Source organism: Diaphorobacter sp. HDW4A, assembly GCF_011305995.1.
Classification (GTDB): Bacteria; Pseudomonadota; Gammaproteobacteria; order Burkholderiales; family Burkholderiaceae_C; genus Diaphorobacter_A.
Genome location: NZ_CP049910.1, coordinates 4768471 through 4783831 on the forward strand (window position 1 = coordinate 4768471; position 15361 = coordinate 4783831).

The 15361-nt window shown below is 58.6% G+C and carries 15 protein-coding genes and 2 pseudogenes; 1 reads left to right on the forward strand and 16 read right to left on the reverse strand.

Annotation, left to right across the window (positions count from 1 at the left end; genetic code table 11):
• Window positions 1-20: 20 nt before the first annotated feature.
• A pseudogene (locus tag G7047_RS21890) lies at window positions 21-425 on the forward strand (FTR1 family protein); the annotation flags it as partial.
• A gap of 87 nt (window positions 426-512) precedes the next feature.
• Here the strand turns inward: G7047_RS21890 and G7047_RS21895 are convergent.
• The 16 genes and pseudogenes from G7047_RS21895 to msrB form a co-directional block, all read right to left on the reverse strand.
• The gene (locus tag G7047_RS21895; protein WP_005303904.1) at window positions 513-1127 is read right to left on the reverse strand and encodes a recombinase family protein; all 615 of its coding nucleotides are present in this window, start codon (window positions 1125-1127) and stop codon (window positions 513-515) included.
• Between the two features lie 60 nt (window positions 1128-1187).
• Window positions 1188-2405: a TniQ family protein gene (locus G7047_RS21900; RefSeq protein WP_166310045.1), complete on the reverse strand. Its 1218-nt coding sequence runs from the start codon at window positions 2403-2405 to the stop codon at window positions 1188-1190.
• Window positions 2402-3310, reverse strand: coding sequence for a TniB family NTP-binding protein (locus G7047_RS21905; RefSeq protein WP_166310047.1), 909 nt, complete (start codon window positions 3308-3310; stop codon window positions 2402-2404). The genes G7047_RS21900 and G7047_RS21905 overlap by 4 nt, the downstream gene beginning before the upstream one ends.
• Window positions 3311-3312: 2 nt before the next feature.
• Window positions 3313-4995: a Mu transposase C-terminal domain-containing protein gene (locus tag G7047_RS21910; protein ID WP_011494284.1), complete on the reverse strand. Its 1683-nt coding sequence runs from the start codon at window positions 4993-4995 to the stop codon at window positions 3313-3315.
• A 466-nt stretch (window positions 4996-5461) separates the two neighbouring features.
• Window positions 5462-5860 (reverse strand): annotated as a pseudogene (locus tag G7047_RS21915) (IS3 family transposase); the annotation flags it as partial.
• A gap of 155 nt (window positions 5861-6015) precedes the next feature.
• On the reverse strand, window positions 6016-7701 hold the full coding sequence (gene argS / locus G7047_RS21920; RefSeq protein ID WP_092701352.1) for an arginine--tRNA ligase: 1686 nt from the start codon (window positions 7699-7701) through the stop codon (window positions 6016-6018).
• 698 nt (window positions 7702-8399) lie between these two features.
• A complete protein-coding gene (locus G7047_RS21925) occupies window positions 8400-8894 on the reverse strand; it encodes a peptide-methionine (S)-S-oxide reductase (protein WP_092701349.1) in 495 nt (164 codons plus the stop codon).
• A gap of 335 nt (window positions 8895-9229) precedes the next feature.
• Window positions 9230-9598: a DUF427 domain-containing protein gene (locus tag G7047_RS31410; RefSeq protein WP_137749173.1), complete on the reverse strand. Its 369-nt coding sequence runs from the start codon at window positions 9596-9598 to the stop codon at window positions 9230-9232.
• A 65-nt stretch (window positions 9599-9663) separates the two neighbouring features.
• The gene (gene grxC, locus G7047_RS21935; protein ID WP_137749172.1) at window positions 9664-9936 is read right to left on the reverse strand and encodes a glutaredoxin 3; all 273 of its coding nucleotides are present in this window, start codon (window positions 9934-9936) and stop codon (window positions 9664-9666) included.
• A 580-nt stretch (window positions 9937-10516) separates the two neighbouring features.
• A complete protein-coding gene (locus G7047_RS21940; protein WP_137749171.1) occupies window positions 10517-10924 on the reverse strand; it encodes a RidA family protein in 408 nt (135 codons plus the stop codon).
• A gap of 171 nt (window positions 10925-11095) precedes the next feature.
• The gene (locus tag G7047_RS21945; RefSeq protein ID WP_137749170.1) at window positions 11096-11548 is read right to left on the reverse strand and encodes a hypothetical protein; all 453 of its coding nucleotides are present in this window, start codon (window positions 11546-11548) and stop codon (window positions 11096-11098) included.
• Window positions 11549-11633: 85 nt separating this feature from the next.
• Window positions 11634-12206, reverse strand: a complete 573-nt coding sequence (locus tag G7047_RS21950; RefSeq protein ID WP_137749169.1) for a hypothetical protein — start codon at window positions 12204-12206, stop codon at window positions 11634-11636.
• A 94-nt stretch (window positions 12207-12300) separates the two neighbouring features.
• Window positions 12301-13269, reverse strand: a complete 969-nt coding sequence (locus G7047_RS21955) for a magnesium and cobalt transport protein CorA (protein ID WP_137749168.1) — start codon at window positions 13267-13269, stop codon at window positions 12301-12303.
• Window positions 13266-13970 (reverse strand): glutathione S-transferase N-terminal domain-containing protein, encoded by a 705-nt coding sequence (locus G7047_RS21960; RefSeq protein WP_092701358.1) that lies wholly within the window; start codon window positions 13968-13970, stop codon window positions 13266-13268. Before G7047_RS21960 ends, G7047_RS21955 begins: the two co-directional genes overlap by 4 nt.
• A 125-nt stretch (window positions 13971-14095) precedes the next feature.
• A complete protein-coding gene (gene msrA / locus G7047_RS21965; protein WP_092701346.1) occupies window positions 14096-14611 on the reverse strand; it encodes a peptide-methionine (S)-S-oxide reductase MsrA in 516 nt (171 codons plus the stop codon).
• Window positions 14611-15054, reverse strand: a complete 444-nt coding sequence (gene msrB, locus G7047_RS21970; RefSeq protein WP_092701343.1) for a peptide-methionine (R)-S-oxide reductase MsrB — start codon at window positions 15052-15054, stop codon at window positions 14611-14613. The genes msrA and msrB overlap by 1 nt, the downstream gene beginning before the upstream one ends.
• Window positions 15055-15361 lie beyond the last annotated feature (307 nt).

Genomic DNA, 15361 nt, shown 5'->3' on the forward strand with positions numbered 1-15361 from the left:
TGCAGCATATTCATTGACACGTTCCGCGTGAGGTGTTCGAGACGGTGCTGTTCTACGCAGCGCTCTGGACAGAAGGAAATGGCTGGCCCCTGCTGGCGGGCTTGGGCACTGGCATGGGAATCCTGGCCCTGCTGGCAGTCGTGCTGCTGCGCACCAGTGCGCGCCTGCCGATTGGCCAGTTCTTCGCTGCCAGCTCACTGCTGGTAGCCATACTTGCCGTGGTCTTGGCAGGCAAGGGCATCGCAGGTCTGCAAGAAGCAGGGTTATTGCATACCAGCCCAATATCGATCCCACGCATTGATCTGCTGGGCATCTATCCGTCGTGGCAAACACTCTCAGCGCAATTCGCTGTGTTATTCATCATTGTGGTGGTTTTTACGATCAATTCGCGGTCATCGCGTCAAATGGCAGTACAAAAAAGCTGATTTGACGGCGTGAATAGGTGAATTGATGCCGCGATGAGCGCCGTCATCCTCGAATCCGTGCTGACCATGTAGAGGCCAGTTTTTCTTTTACATCTTGGACAGCAGTCGTATTCCATCTGCGCGCAATTCCCCCTTGGGAGAAATATGCCGGTACAAGGTCTGTCGCGTGATGCCGAGCTCTTGGCACAGGTCGCCGACCTTAGTTTCAGTCTGCCCCATTGCCGCCATCGCCAGGCGCAGCTTGGCGGCGGTCATCTTGAAAGGCCGACCACCTTTCCTACCGCGCGCCCGCGCCGAGGCCAAGCCCGCTACTGTGCGCTCTGCGATCAGCTCGCGCTCGAATTCGGCCAGTGCGGCGAAGATGCCGAAGACCAGTTTGCCAGCAGCGGTCGTCGTGTCGATGGCCGCACCGTGGCCGCTCAGCACCTTGAGACCGACGCCACGCCCAGTCAGATCGTGCACGGTGTTGATCAGGTGCCGAAGGTCGCGCCCGAGCCGGTCGAGCTTCCATACGACCAAGGTATCCCCTGAACGCAACGCCTTCAAACAGCTCGCCAAGCCGGGACGATCCTCGCGCTTGCCGGATGCCTGGTCTTCGTAAAGATGCGCCGGGTCGACATCGGCGGCGATCAGCGCGTCGCGCTGCAAGTCAGTGGCCTGGGAGCCATCCGCCTTCGATACCCGCATGTAGCCGATTAGCATGTCATACCTGTCACATATACGTTCGATTATGTGACAGTATGCGCCGGAAAGTTCTAACCGTCAAAAGTTGTCACTTAACCCGTCATTCTGTCTAAGACATGCAAAGGGCCCATTAGGCTCGTAATGTGACAAAAATTCCGGGGGGATGCCTTCCTTTGCAAAGGTGGTGCGCAACTGTTCCAGGGAAGCGGGATCGCGCCGACCATAGGAAGCCAACGCGAACAGCGAGCGTGCCGTCTCGGGGTCGTGCCGCGCTTCAATGATCGCCTCACTGATAGCTTGGACCGCCCGTTGCCAGTGATTGACGGGTTCGGGCTTCGGCGCTTTCGCCGGCAGACCACTGGTGAACCCGGTTTGGGGCTCGGACCAGAACAGCTTTGCATGCTCGCCTGGCGGGCTGATATCCCTCACCTCGATCAAGCTGATTGCCGTTGCCGCCGCCTCCAGCATCTGCAACCGTATTGCCGGGTTCAGGGTTTCATACGGTCGCCACAGACTTTGCCCAGCACGCAGCAGATGCCCGCAGCCTTGCCAGACTTGGCGAAGATACCCCGCGTAGGTTCCGCACGCCGAAAGCGGGGTGTTCAGCTCATCGAGCAGCGTGCGTAGCAGTCGAAACCACAAACCAGCGTGGATGCGTCGGCGCGGCAGTTCCACATGGCCGGTCGTCAGTGCCTGCCAGGTACGCCGGTCCATCACTGCAATCGCGTCGCTGGCGGTGCGCGACGCAGTGTCGGCGTTCTCCCAGCCGAGAAACCGCCCAGGCACGCCCCAATAGGATTCCAGCCAGCAGCCATGCAGCGGGCAGCTCAGCATCAGGGGCAGCTTCCATGCAAGCAGTACGGCGTGGTTTGCCGGGTCGTTCAGACAGAGCGGACAGGCGCGATGTATCGGCTGGCTGGGCAGCCAGGCACGCCAGCTCGTGATGGATCGCGTCCTACGGCGGAGTTTCGGCAGCAGCACCGAGAGCTGGAACGCATAGGTTTCCAATGCGGCTGGAATCTGATCATCAAGGCTGTCCAGTAGCCAAGGCACCCAGCCGGCGAAACTCATGCAGCGCAGCCGATCCAGCTCGATACCGCTCCGCTGGGAGAGCATCGCCAGCAGCGCCAGTGGTGGCGCGGTGTCCAGGTCATCAACCTGGCCGTGACCAAGATCGTGCTCCAGCAGCTCGGACACTTCCATGTGATAGCAAAGGGCCACGCGGTTGAGCCACGAAGACAGGGCTTCGGCTTCCCTGGGTGCCGGATGCAGTGGCCAGCGTGGCGCTGGCTTCACATCAGTTCCCGCTCGAATTGCCGCCGCCGCTCGCTGGGACCGGTGTAATCGGCCATGCTGAGCGTGCGGTGGTTGATCGCTTCCTCACCACTCTCCACGGCGGCCACGGCCGCCGCCATCAATAGGTGCGCCAGCTCGCCAATAGTGCCCTCGCTGCGCGTGAGCAGGTAGCGAGCCATGTCCAGCGTGGCAATCGACGAAGGTCGCCGCAGCGGGAGCGAAGCCGCGAAGCTGGCCAGCAGTGAACAGGAATCGTCGTTGGCCTCCCACACCGGCAGCATCATCGGCTCGAAGCGATTTTCCAACTGGTCATCCGAGCGGATGGCCAGGTAGGCGTCGCGTGTGCCCACACCGACCAGCGGGATGCGCAATTCGTTGCCGAGGAAGCGCAGCAGGTTGAGGAATTCCCGGCGGTTGACGCTGTTGCCGGCCAGGACGTTGTGCAGCTCGTCGATCACCAGCAAACGCACACCGAGCTTGCGCAGCAGTGTCAGCGCCAGTTGCTCTATTTCCGGCAGCCGTGGGCGCGGTCGCAATGGTGCTCCCATCGCCGCGAGCAGCGCGACGTAGAAGCGGATCACCGATGGCTCGGACGGCATCTGCACGACCAATACCGGGATGTGCTCCTGGTCGGCGTCGGAGCTGGCCGGGTGGGCGCGGCGGAACTTCTCGACGATCATCGACTTGCCGTTGTTGGTTGGACCGACCAACAGCAGGTTGGGCATGCGTTGTTTGTTTGGCCACGTATACAGGGCTTCCAGCCGGTTCAACGCCTCGACTGCTCGCGGATAGCCGATCCAGCGGTCGGCGCGAAGGCGATGGATGCGCTCGTCCGCCGGGAGACGGGCCAAGCCCTGGGCCGCCGGCAGCAGGTGGGACAGGTCGATGATGGGATATTCGTCCACGGCTACCACTCCTCAATCTGGTCGAACGGTTTGGCAGGTGGCTGGTTGTCCGCCTGCGGGTCTGCCATGTCCGTGTCCGCTGGTGGCGTGGTTTTGACAGGTTGTTCCGTTGACTTGAGATGCTGGCGTCGATCCGCGTCGCGCCGCGCCTTGCGCGTGGCTTTCTGCGCAGTGGTCACGATTTCGCGCATCTGCCCGATCATGCGGAACAGCGCCGACTCATCCACCTGTTCGCGCCCTTGCTGCCGCAATTTCGCCAGCGCCTGCCGTTGTTCCCAGAGGGTGACAGCCGGGTGCGACAAGGTACGGTATGGAATTTCCAGATAGTGCTGCCCCTCCGGCTCCAGCACCCAAATGCGGCTGATGTCGCGTGGGTCGCGCCGGATCAGGAACGCAGGCAGGCGGTCGCGCCGAGCTATCCACGGCTTGAGCGCATCGGCGTAGTAGTGGATGTGGTCGATGACGAAGCCAGTGCGGGTCAGGGTGCGGCGGAGGACGGGCAGGAAATCGACCAGAAAAGCCGTGGTGCGAGTGATGACGGTTGGAACGCCGGTACGCGCGACAGCTTCGGCCCAGCGTGCGGCCGGCGGTTGGAGCAGGCCGTTGTGCACGGAGCCGTGATAGGTGCCAACCGCCAATGCGAGCCAGCGTTCCAGCTCGCGCAGTGTCAGGGCGGCCATCTTCTCGGAGGCGTATTCCCCGCGCTGGTCAGGGTTGGAGAAGGTCGTCCCCGGCAATTCGTCGTGGATCATTTGCATCGCCGTGCCGATGATCCGTTCCACGATGCCGCCATAGTGCGGCTGCCCGAGAGGCCGATAGTCCAACCGGATGCCATGCTGCTCGCAGCCACGGCGTAGCGCCTCGCTCTTGAATTCGGCCGCGTTGTCCAGGTAGAGCAGCGCGGGCTTGCCGCTCATCGGCCAGTCCATTTCCACGTCCAACCTTTCCAACCAAGGGCGCTTGTCGCAACCGGCGTGTGCGAGGCACAGGCCGACCGAGACGGCAGATGGCGCTTCTAACGTGACCACCATGCCAACCACGCAGCGGGTGAACACGTCGATGGCGAGGGTCAGGTACGGACGGCCAATCGGTTGCCGGTCGCGCTCGTCCACCACGATCAGGTCGATGACTGTGTGGTCGATCTGTACCTGCTCCAGCGGTGCGGAGACTGGCGGAGGAACACCGCCAACACCTTGCAGGATGCGGGACGCATCCTGGCCTTCCCGAAGTCGAGTGGTCTTGAGTGGATCAAGGCTGGCGATCCGCAACGCGACCGTGTTGCGCGCCGGCATCCGCAGCTTTTGCAGCTTGCACACCCGCGCAACTTCACGGTGGAACGCCGCCAAGCTGCGCTTCTGCTTGGTCAGGAAGCGCTTTTGCAGTAGCTCGCGGATGATTCGTTCGACCGACTCCGGCAAGCGGCCTTTACCTTTGCCACCGCTCGACTGTCCAAGAGCCAAATCAGTGACCAGCCCCGAACCTTGCCGGGCACGGCGGATCAGGACGTAGACCTGCCGCCGGGACAGACCCAGCGCCTGGGCTGCTGCGTCGGCCGCTTCATGCCCGACCGTCTCCGACTGCGCCAACGGCCCAATGATCTCCGCGCGGCAGCGAGCACGCTCCCATGCCTGTTCTGACAGGGTGGCTACGCCGCGCTCGGCAATCGGTACGGTATCGGTCGCCATGCTCGCCTCGCTTTGGTGCACACGAGTATTGAGCATAGACGAGTTTCGTGCAGAGGAGTCCTGATATCGGGCTGTCAGGAGCCGTATGCACAGCAGGCTTCATGTCTCGTTGATTGGTGCAGTCGTCTTCTGAAAATGACAGCAGGTGCTTTAGCCGGACCGACGGTAGGTTTCAGGTTAACAGCCAACATGGGCGTCGCCTCCTTTTGCGAGGCACTGGTGTGTTACCAGACCAGAGAAGTACAGTGTCTACATATCGATTAATACTTTCAAACACCAGACTTTTAGACGCCTCCACAGGGGTCGCCCGACTGATACAGGGTCGCCCCGCAGTAATTTCGTAAGACCCGTTGCAATCGTTCAGATTCTTCCGAATGTGAGATAGCTCGTCGGTCTTCCGCCGAGAAGAAAGATCCCCGCCGCCGACGCCAGCTGACCTGGGATCTATGAGACCCAGAAGTTTAGTGCGAGTGCAAAGCTCCACGCCCCCCGCTTCCTTCAAGCTCTCGGGATACCTTCGTTGGCCCACACGGCCAACGACAGCCCTCCTTACCTCAGGGAAGGCCTCACGCACCCATTTGGTCAGCGTTCCACGACCGGGGTAGCCCAGAGCCCTCATCGTGACTGCGATGCATTGATCGTGGGTGAGGTAGTGCTCGACGGCCGCAGCTTTCTGCGCCTGAGAGAACTTTGGTTCACGGCCTGCATAGCCCATCGGCAGGTCGAGCTTGCGCTGGTACTCGTTGTACCAACCCTTCAAAGAACTCTTCGTTGGGTAGCCCAGTTGCCGGATGGTGGGCCTGACACGCTTGCCCAGCTTGATGTAGAGCTCAGCGGCTCGGATTCGAGCTTCGTAGGAATACATGAACTACTTTCAGGTAGTCCAAGTTTTTGTCCGCACCCCCCGGTGGGTTAGGTTTACGTGGAAATCAACACTTGGGGACAAAGCTGCAACAGCACACCTCGTCACTGAGCAGGCCGCTTCAGGGCGCGGAGCGCTGGGTGCGTTCATGGTGACGCTCACATCTTGCTCGGCGCATTGACGCCGAGAATCGCGAGGCCATTGTGCAGCACTCGCGCTGTAGCGGCGACTAGCGCCAAACGGGCTTTCTTGACACTCTCGTCAACAACCAGAATGCGCTCGGCGTCATAGTAGCTGTGATAGCTGGCGGCCAGTTCGCGCAGGTAGAAAGTGACATCGTGCGGCGCGAAATCCTTCGCCGCTGCGGTCAGCATGTCGGGGTACTTGGCGAGCAGCAGCATGAGTTCCTGCGCAGCCGGGCTTTCGAGTGCCAAAAGTTCAACGTCGTGCAAGGATGCCACGTCGCCGCCCCAGCTCGCCAACACCGAGCAGATGCGCGCATGCGCGTACTGCACGTAGTACACCGGGTTGTCATTGTTCTTCGTCACTGCGAGGTCGACGTCGAATGTGTATTCGGTGTCGGGTTTGCGGCTCAGCAGAAAGAAGCGGACCGCGTCGGTGCTGGTCCATTCGATCAGATCCCGCAGCGTGACGTAGCTACCAGCGCGCTTGCTTATCTTGACCTCCTCCCCACCCTTCATGACGCGTACCATCGTGTGCAGCACATAGTCGGGGTAACTGGCTGGAATGCTTTTGTCCACACCCTGCAGGCCGGCGCGTACGCGTGCGATGGTTCCGTGGTGGTCAGTCCCCTGGATGTTGACGACCGTGTGGAAGCCCCGCTCCCACTTGGAAACGTGGTAAGCCACGTCGGGCACGAAATAGGTGTACGTGCCATCGCCCTTCTTCATGACGCGGTCCTTGTCGTCGCCGTAGTCGCTCGACCGAAGCCACAGCGCGCCGTCCTGCTCGTACGTTTTGCCGGCGGCCACAAGCTTGAACACGATCGATTCGACTCGTCCGCTAGAGTACAGGCTGGACTCAAGGTAGTAGTTGTCGAAGCGCACTCGAAACGCCTGCAGATCGAGATCTTGCTCCCGACGCAGGTAGGCCACGGCGAATTGACGTATGGAGTCAATGTCGTCGACGTCGCCGCTAGCGGTGACCGCGCGGTCTTCCGATTTCACGGTCTTCTTTGCCTTGAAGTCCTCGGCAATGTCGGCGATATAGTCGCCGTTGTAAGCCGCAGCCTTTTCGCCGCTCGGCCAATCGGCGTCGCCCGGCTTCAGGCCCCTGGAACGCATTTGCACACTTCTGGCCAGCGTCTGAATCTGAACGCCGGCGTCGTTGTAATAGAACTCGCGGTACACCGCATCGCCCTGCGAGGCGCGCAGGTTGCAGATGGCATCACCCAACGCCGCCTGGCGGCCGTGGCCCACATGCAGTGGGCCGGTCGGGTTGGCCGAGACGAACTCGACCAGCACCTTTTCGCCGGTGGCCGGCTGGCGACCGTACGCCTCACCAGCGACTAGCACTTCGCGCACCACCTGCTGCTTGGCGGCTGCCTTCAAACGGATGTTGAGGAATCCGGGGCCGGCAATCTCGACCGCCTGCACCCACTGCTCGAACGCAGGCTTCGCCAGCAAGGCCGCGCTCAGTTCTTCGGCGAGTTCGCGCGGCTTGCGGCCGAGCGATTTGGCGAGTTGCATTGCAGCAGTGCTTGCGAAATCGCCGTGCGCCGCCACCTTGGGAGACTCGAACACGCCTTTGGCGCCAGCGCCGGGCGAGAATGATTCGAGCGTGTTCGCGAGCGCTGCGAGCAGCTCCTGTTTAACCAATAGCATCCGCGAATTTTAACGGGGCAAACCTGAGACCGGCGCACCGAGTCACCGAGCATCCGACTTAGGTCGCTAAATATGACTGGTTCCGGCCCGGGGCGGCTGTCACCTTCAACCCCTAAAGGACAAATACGCAATGAAAGAGTCCCTTTCCCCAAAAGGCGCTCGGCGTCTGTCGCTCCTTCGACACCCACGCGCAAGACAAGATTGCTGCACCGGCCAATGCTGCCGGCACGAACTGCAACGCCAAGGCAATGGACAAAACGGTCATCCGCTCGTCGCCGCCTCCAAGTCCAGCTTCGTGAAGAAGTGTGAAGTTGCCGCCAACGGCTGATCGCTGCGCGGACGCGAGTTGCGTCACTTGAAAAAAGCCTGCTGTGTTCGTGCTTTCTGCTGCCCGGAGCGGCGTGGCTATCTGCCAATAAATAACGCACGTAAGGCAGAACGGGATCACCGGAATCAGGTGCGCCTGCACCACCCCCCAACCTGTGCGCTCTACGCATTGCGTCTTTCGCCGCAGTAAGACACAACGGAACCAAAATTCACCGTTGCAATCGTATCGGTCCGAGTCGGACTGCCCGCACCAATACCTGATAGCTGCGCTACCTCGACGCCAAGCACGAGCAGGACTACTCGACAAGTTGACTGGCGCGTTGTACTGACCTGATCGAAGCGGCGACTACTTTCGAGACGAGTCCTCGTGGCTAGGTTCGCGCGTCAGGGAGCGCGACCTCTGAGAAGTGCTGTCGGATGAAATCCAGTTTGGGATCGATATAGCGACGGCAGAAGGGCCTGTTCGGATCGTTTCGATAGTAGTTCTGGTAACGCTCCTCCGACGCCCTGAAACTTCTAAATGGGACAACGAGGGTATGCACCGCCTTGCCAGACTCGATGGCGAAGCGAGCTATCACCAGCTCAGCCTCATGCCGCTGGCTATCTTCAAAGATGTAGATCGCACTTCGGTACTTGCCACGGGGGGAGCGGGCCCTGGTAGCAGAATGTGTTCTTAGATGCACCTCGGAAAGCGTTGCCAAGCCAATAACCGAGGGGTCAAAGGTAACGATCACCCCCTCTGCCCAAGTATCTGCGGGCGCGCCCGCTTGGACAAAACCCTGGTCAACCTGGGCGACTCCGCGCAACGCTTGGAACACCCCTTCTGTGCACCAATGGCATCCGCCTCCAAAGCCAAGCTTCGCCATCTTCAGCTCCCACTCAAAGGCGTAATTTTCGACGTGGGCCTGCCCAGTTGGACACCACGAATGAGGGGAATGAACCGCGCCGAAACTTGGTCCACTTGGACGTCAGTGCAATGACTCGTGCCTTCACCGATCCTAATATCTGAATTGATCGGATAGCTGTTCGTCCTCATGCTCTTCAGAGCATCCGAGGTGGTTATCCCCGCACATTTCGGTGAAATCAAAGAGTGTCGGAACGGTGCAGCACTGGTTTTTTTCATCGCTAGGACTTTCTCATCATGGCTTACACCGGAGCCAACACCGGATACCACCACGAATGGTGATTCATAGAAAATCAACTACTTCTCGAAAGCTGCATCGAACTCGGCATGCTCCATCTCACTTCCCAAAAATTGATCCCGTAGACGCGCTGGTATTCGAGGTAGTTGGCCCCGGACCGCGCAAAGAGCACTGGACAGAATCCAGCAGCCGACTAGACCCGAGGTGGGCAGAAAAGCTGGCATCCTGAACGAGGATTTCGCTCTGCCCGCTGGCATCGTTGACATGAAAAAACCGCGCAGTCCCTTGAGCGGGCAGATAGACGAGTGTTCACACACCTCAAACAGACTTTGGTCAACCGCAGAGGGTGGAAAGTGGTGGCTTCCATTGACGTCAACTGTCTCATCGCTTGTAGCGATGGCGGTGTTTTTCCAGAATGCTGATACCAACGAAACCTCCTCCCATATTCATCAATCGACACGTGGCGGGCTGGCTGTCGATAGGACTGAATTACTCAATTCGCAGGCGGACTACGATCTAGCAGTTTGTCGAGCATGCCTTTAGCATCGAGCTCGAAAAGGTCGTCGAAACCACCGACATGCGTGCCGTTGATGAATATCTGCGGCACGGTGTTTCGACCCGACGCTTGCGTCATGGCCTGGCGGTGATCGCGGTCTGCCTCGATATCGAGCTCTTTCCATTTCACCCCTTTTTCCTTGAGGAGCGTCTTCGCCCGTCGGCAAAACGGGCACCAGCTCGTTGTGTATAGGAGGACATCAGGTTTCATATTGCGTCTCTGAAAATTGATCTTTGAGGCTGAGCTTGTCGAGTCTCAGTCGAAGGTGAAAAGAAGGCTTGAGCGCTGGGTCCAGAAATTTGACTTCGGTACTCTCGCGAACAACACCACTCTGTTGCACTAGCTGATACAGCCGCTGTCCTTAGAAAACACTGCGCCCACTTGGGCCAATTTTCTTGCCGTGGTATTTGACACGCAATACCTTCAGGCACCACCGTCTATACGGATCAACGCTGACGAGGACACCGAGAGATACGGGTCGAACGCTTTGCTTTCGGCCATTCGGCGTAGATTCGCTCCATCGCTCCGGCCATCGGGACCCCTCAGTTGTTACTCGTCAAATCTGCCCGCCGCCGCGAATCCGCTTCAACCAGGCGCGCAACAGGTCGTTCAGGGAGGTCGTCGATCGAGTCTTTGCATCTACCTTTACGATAATGGCTGCGTACATGTTTACTTACCGCCCGGCTTGGGCAGGCTGACGATGTGCCCGGCGGCCACGACACACTCGGCGGTGCTGGCCGCCACGTGTTGCCTACTATCACCACAGGCCTGATCGGCAACGCCGGACAGTTCACACGGCAGCACTGGCATCGGGCAGCTTGGCAATCACCTTGATCTCGAACTGGAACCCATACAGCCAGGTAACGCCAATAGCTGTGAGTGTGGGGTGCGGAGCATCGCCCCAGTACTCTCCAACCACTTCCCAGATGGTTTCGAACTTCGACTCGGGATCGACGATGAAAACGGTCACATCGACCACGTCCTTGAACGTACAGCCGGCGACTGAGAGGATGGCGTTCAGGTTGTCAAACGCAAGCCGGACTTGGGCTTGCAACTCGGGCTCCGGCGAACCATCGGAGCGGCTGCCCACTTGCCCCGAGACGAAGAGAAAACCGTTGGACCGGATCGCTGGCGAGTACCGGTTCTTTTCATACAGCGACTGGCGCCCGGCGGGAAAAACAACATCACGTTCAGACATGGAATACCTCTTTTTAGTGGGGATGGACTAGCCACCCAAAGCGCCCAATCAAGGTCACCCGTTACCAGAGCGCTCCGATGATCAAGGGATCTATTGATGCGCTGATGCGCATGCAGGAGGCAGAGTTGAAGGATGCTCGGTACGAGCGCGGCGCCCTGAGGTGGAGTCACCCTATGCAACTTCTTCTACAGTGAGGCCCCGACCGTTAAATTGCACGGTGTCCCCTGCTTGGGCACCTCCTATCGCGTCGAAGATCGGCGCCATCGTCGAAATGCCCATGAGCTCACGCCCATGGCAGGTGAACTTGCTCGTTGACACTGCGATCACATAATAGCGGCCAGACAGTTTTACGACAGCGCCTTCGTCAACTGTCGACTTAGGGCCGAAATCAATCATCTTGAGCTTATCGAGTTTATCGGCGTAGTCATGGAGTGTGTCATCGAGCGCTTCAGCGAAGTCAGCTGCAACTTCGGCCTGAGCCTGCTCGTCGTTCTCGATCGGTTCGGTCGCATCAAGCCGGGCGGTCGAGAGATAATTCAGATAGTTGTCGCGAGCGCTATGCAAAGCTGACGTCTGCAGTGAAAGCATAGTTTCACGGATGTCCTCTTTATTCCAGTTCATCATCACCTCTTTTGTTTCGATAGTACAAATGTCCAGTAGGCTGGTCTGTGACCGCCTCGGAGGGTTGCCTCTACGCTCGCCGACCCCGCTATTCATAGCTGATGAAGTCATCTCCCTGATAGGGGACCCTAATCAGCCGAGAATCTCGGATGATGCTAGTGACGAGCCAGACATATGACTGCTCGGCCGTATCGAAGCCGAGGATGCTGAAGGTTCCACCGAAAGGGCATGCTGGGAAGTCTGGAAAGCCCTCTCGCAGAACGAAACGCTCGGGCTCCCGCTCAAACTCGTTCTTGTAGACTTTGCGCAGTCCGTGCTTACTCGGCGCATCCTGGTCACCTGCCGGCGCTGCTTCCCGATGCTCTACAAGCCGTTCAGAAAGTTCGCGGTCACACATTTCGTCGAACACGTCGAACGCATCGATCAGCAAGCCTTTATGGTTGGTCGCTGGATCGGTGATCGCGTAGATGTTGGAGGAATCTCCGACATCATCTCCGCTTTCAAGACGCAACGCCGCGTCGACGCGAATGGTGCGCGAATCGAGGATAGATCCTAGTTCGAGATCAACGAGATTGCCGTTCTGGACGCGGTATTCGCGGTCATAGCCTTTGGCGATGAAGGATTGGACGGCTTCTAGAACATCGTTCACGTGGGATGTCATGGATGCCCCTTCGCCTCGGGTCGAGTCGAACAAACTCCCGCACTAGGCGCGTTACCAACAAGGAGATGATGAAGAAAAACGCGACATGCGGTATTCATAGCCACTTGGCCTTTTTGAAACGAGCGAACAGGAAAACGCTAGACACCGCCATAAGCCCGAGCACGACGAAGTATCCATAGGCCGTATTCAGTCCCAGCATGTTCTTGAAGTTCATGCCGTATATTGCAGCGATCGTCCCCGGGACTGCCAGTATTGCCGCCCAAGCCGCGAGCTGGCGGGTGATCACACCAATCCTTTGCGCCTCCAGAAGGCTGCTGAACTCAAAGACCGTGGTCAGGCCCTGAAGGAGGCCGTCGACCATGGACTGCACACGATCGACGTGATCGGCGACATCGTTGAAGAACGGCCTCACTTCGGCACTGATGCAGGGAAAATGCCCCCGAACGAGCTTCCTGACAAGTTCAGCCATAGCTCCGAGCGTGCGTTGGAAACGCGTGAGTTCAGATCTCAGTAAAAATATGCGGGCGACTTCTTCTCGTCCGAGAAAGTCGTCTAACGACCGTCTCTCCATTGCTAGAACGTCATCCTCGATCATTTCGAAGATGGGCAAATACTGGTCAACAATACGGTGCAAGATCGCGTGCAGCACGTAGTCGACACCCTTTCCTAAAAGTGCCGGTGAAGCCTCGAGCTGCACCCGAAGGTTGCCAAGGGCTCCAGCGTTGCCATGACGCACGCTGATGAGATGATTGTGGCCGGTGAAGATCGCCGTTTTTCCATAGCAAATCTGGTCACCGATCAGCTCAGCGGTCTGAGCGACGACGTATAGCTCATCGTTGTAGGCTTCGAGCTTGGGCGGGCAAAGCGGGTGAATCGCGTTATCGATTGCCAACGGATGCAGGTGATAAGTAGCTTGGAGCGTGTGAAGTTCGTCGGCGGTGGGCTCGTGAAGTGCGATCCAGCAGAAGCCCGAGCGACTCTTATCCAGCTGGACACGCTCGTTGATCGCGATCTCTCGGATTCGCTTGCCTTCGTTGTAATAGTGGGCGGCGATGACGCTCATGCCGACCTCGCAGGGATGTGCAGGCCACGCTGAACTGCTGGTTTAGATAGCCCGCGTCCAAGCCATGCTTGGATATTCGAATAATTGCTGAGACTAAGGATATCCCCAGCTGCGTACGATTCAACCAGCGCATTTACCCAGCCGAGGGTCGCGATGTCCGCGATCGAATAATCACCGACCATCCAGTTGCGGCCTTCCAGCTGGCGATCCAAGACCCCCAGGAGACGCTTGGATTCGTCGACAAAGCACTGCCGAGGCCGCTTGTCCTCAAAGTCTTTGCCGCCATATCGCAGGAAGAAACCGAGCTGACCGAACATCGGCCCGATGGCCGACATCTGGAAGAACACCCAGGCCAGGGTCTTGTAACGGTTGGCGCGCGCATTCGGAATGAGCTGGCCCGTCTTGTCGGCGAGATAGAGAAGGATCGCACCGGATTCCCATACCGCAATGGGCCTACCGTCAGGGCCCGCCGGATCGATGATCGCCGGTATGCGGCCGTTTGGGTTCAGTGACACGAACGCTGGGTCCTTCGACTCGTTCTTTGAAATATCAATCAGATGGGGCTCATACGCCAAGCCAGTTTCCTCCAGCATGATCGACACCTTGACACCATTGGGTGTGGGAGCTGCATAAAGTTGCAGACGATCAGGATCTGATGCAGGCCAGCGCCGCGTGATCGGAAAGGATGAGAGGTCTGGCATGGTTCTGGGATCCTGGTGCTGCTGCAGCGGCGGACTCTGCAATGCCCCACCTCATTGAGGCTGGGTTCGATAACCGCGTCGTTGGACGATACGGTCACGAAGAGTGATGTAGTTCTGGCTGCAGGTTATATAGCGTCAGGATTTTTGCGCTTCGGAAGGATCCAGTCGGCACGTGGAAAGTGACAGGTATAGCCGCCAGGACGCTTCTCCAGATAGTCCTGGTGCTCCGGCTCGGCCTCCCAGAAATCGCCGGCCGGCTCCACCTCGGTGACCACTTTTCCATTCCAAAGCCCGGACGCATCCACATCGGCGATCGTCTCCTCGGCGACGTGCTTCTGCTCCACCCCGAGGTAATAGATGGCAGACCGGTAGGAGAGACCACGATCATTGCCTTGGCGGTTCTTCGTCGTCGGATCGTGGATCTGGAAAAAAAATTCCAAGATGCTCCGGTAACTCGTCAACTCCGAGGCGAAGACAATTTCGATCGCCTCGGCATGCGTGCCGTGGTTGCGATAAGTGGCGTTCGGAACATCGCCCCCGGTGTAGCCCACACGAGTTGAGATGACGCCGGGTAACTTGCGGATTAGGTCCTGCATTCCCCAGAAACAACCGCCGGCTAGGATGGCTTTTTCGTGATTCATCAAACGCTCTCCACTTGGTCGAGATAGGCACCATACCCCTCGACGGCCATCACTTCGCGAGGAATAAAGCGCAAAGATGCAGAGTTGATGCAATAGCGCAGGCCTCCTCGGTCTGCGGGGCCGTCGTTGAACACGTGGCCTAGGTGGCTGTCGCCATGCGTCGAACGAACTTCGGTGCGCACCATGCCATGCTCGGTGTCGCGTAATTCGTTCACATTCGCCGGAACGATCGGCTTGGTAAAGCTTGGCCAGCCAGTACCCGAATTGAACTTGTCCGCTGAGGCGAACAGCGGCTCTCCCGACACTATGTCGACATAAATGCCAGGCTCCTTGTTGTCGTTGTACTCTCCCGAGAAGGGCCTTTCGGTGCCCGACTTCTGGGTAACCCGACGTTGCTCGGGGGTCAGGCGGTCAAGTGCTGCTTGCGACTTTTCAAACTTCATGAAGTTCTCCTATGCTTAATTAGGGGCTAGGCACACTACGTTCAGCGCATCTTCTTAGTCATCAGAAGTGCCCTCCCTGAATCACCGGAAACACCCAATACTCATCTGGCGATAGGCGTAGACTGTCTATACGGCAAGAGAACAGTGAAAGCGGTAATCCTCAAGGACTATTGCTGCAGAACTTGCCTATCGCATCAGCTGCGAGCTTTTGGTTTACAAGACTCAGAACAAGTCCGCCTTTCACGCGGCAAAACGCATTTGTTGATGAAATGAAGCCTGCGGGATGAGCCAGATCAGTTTTGCGGAC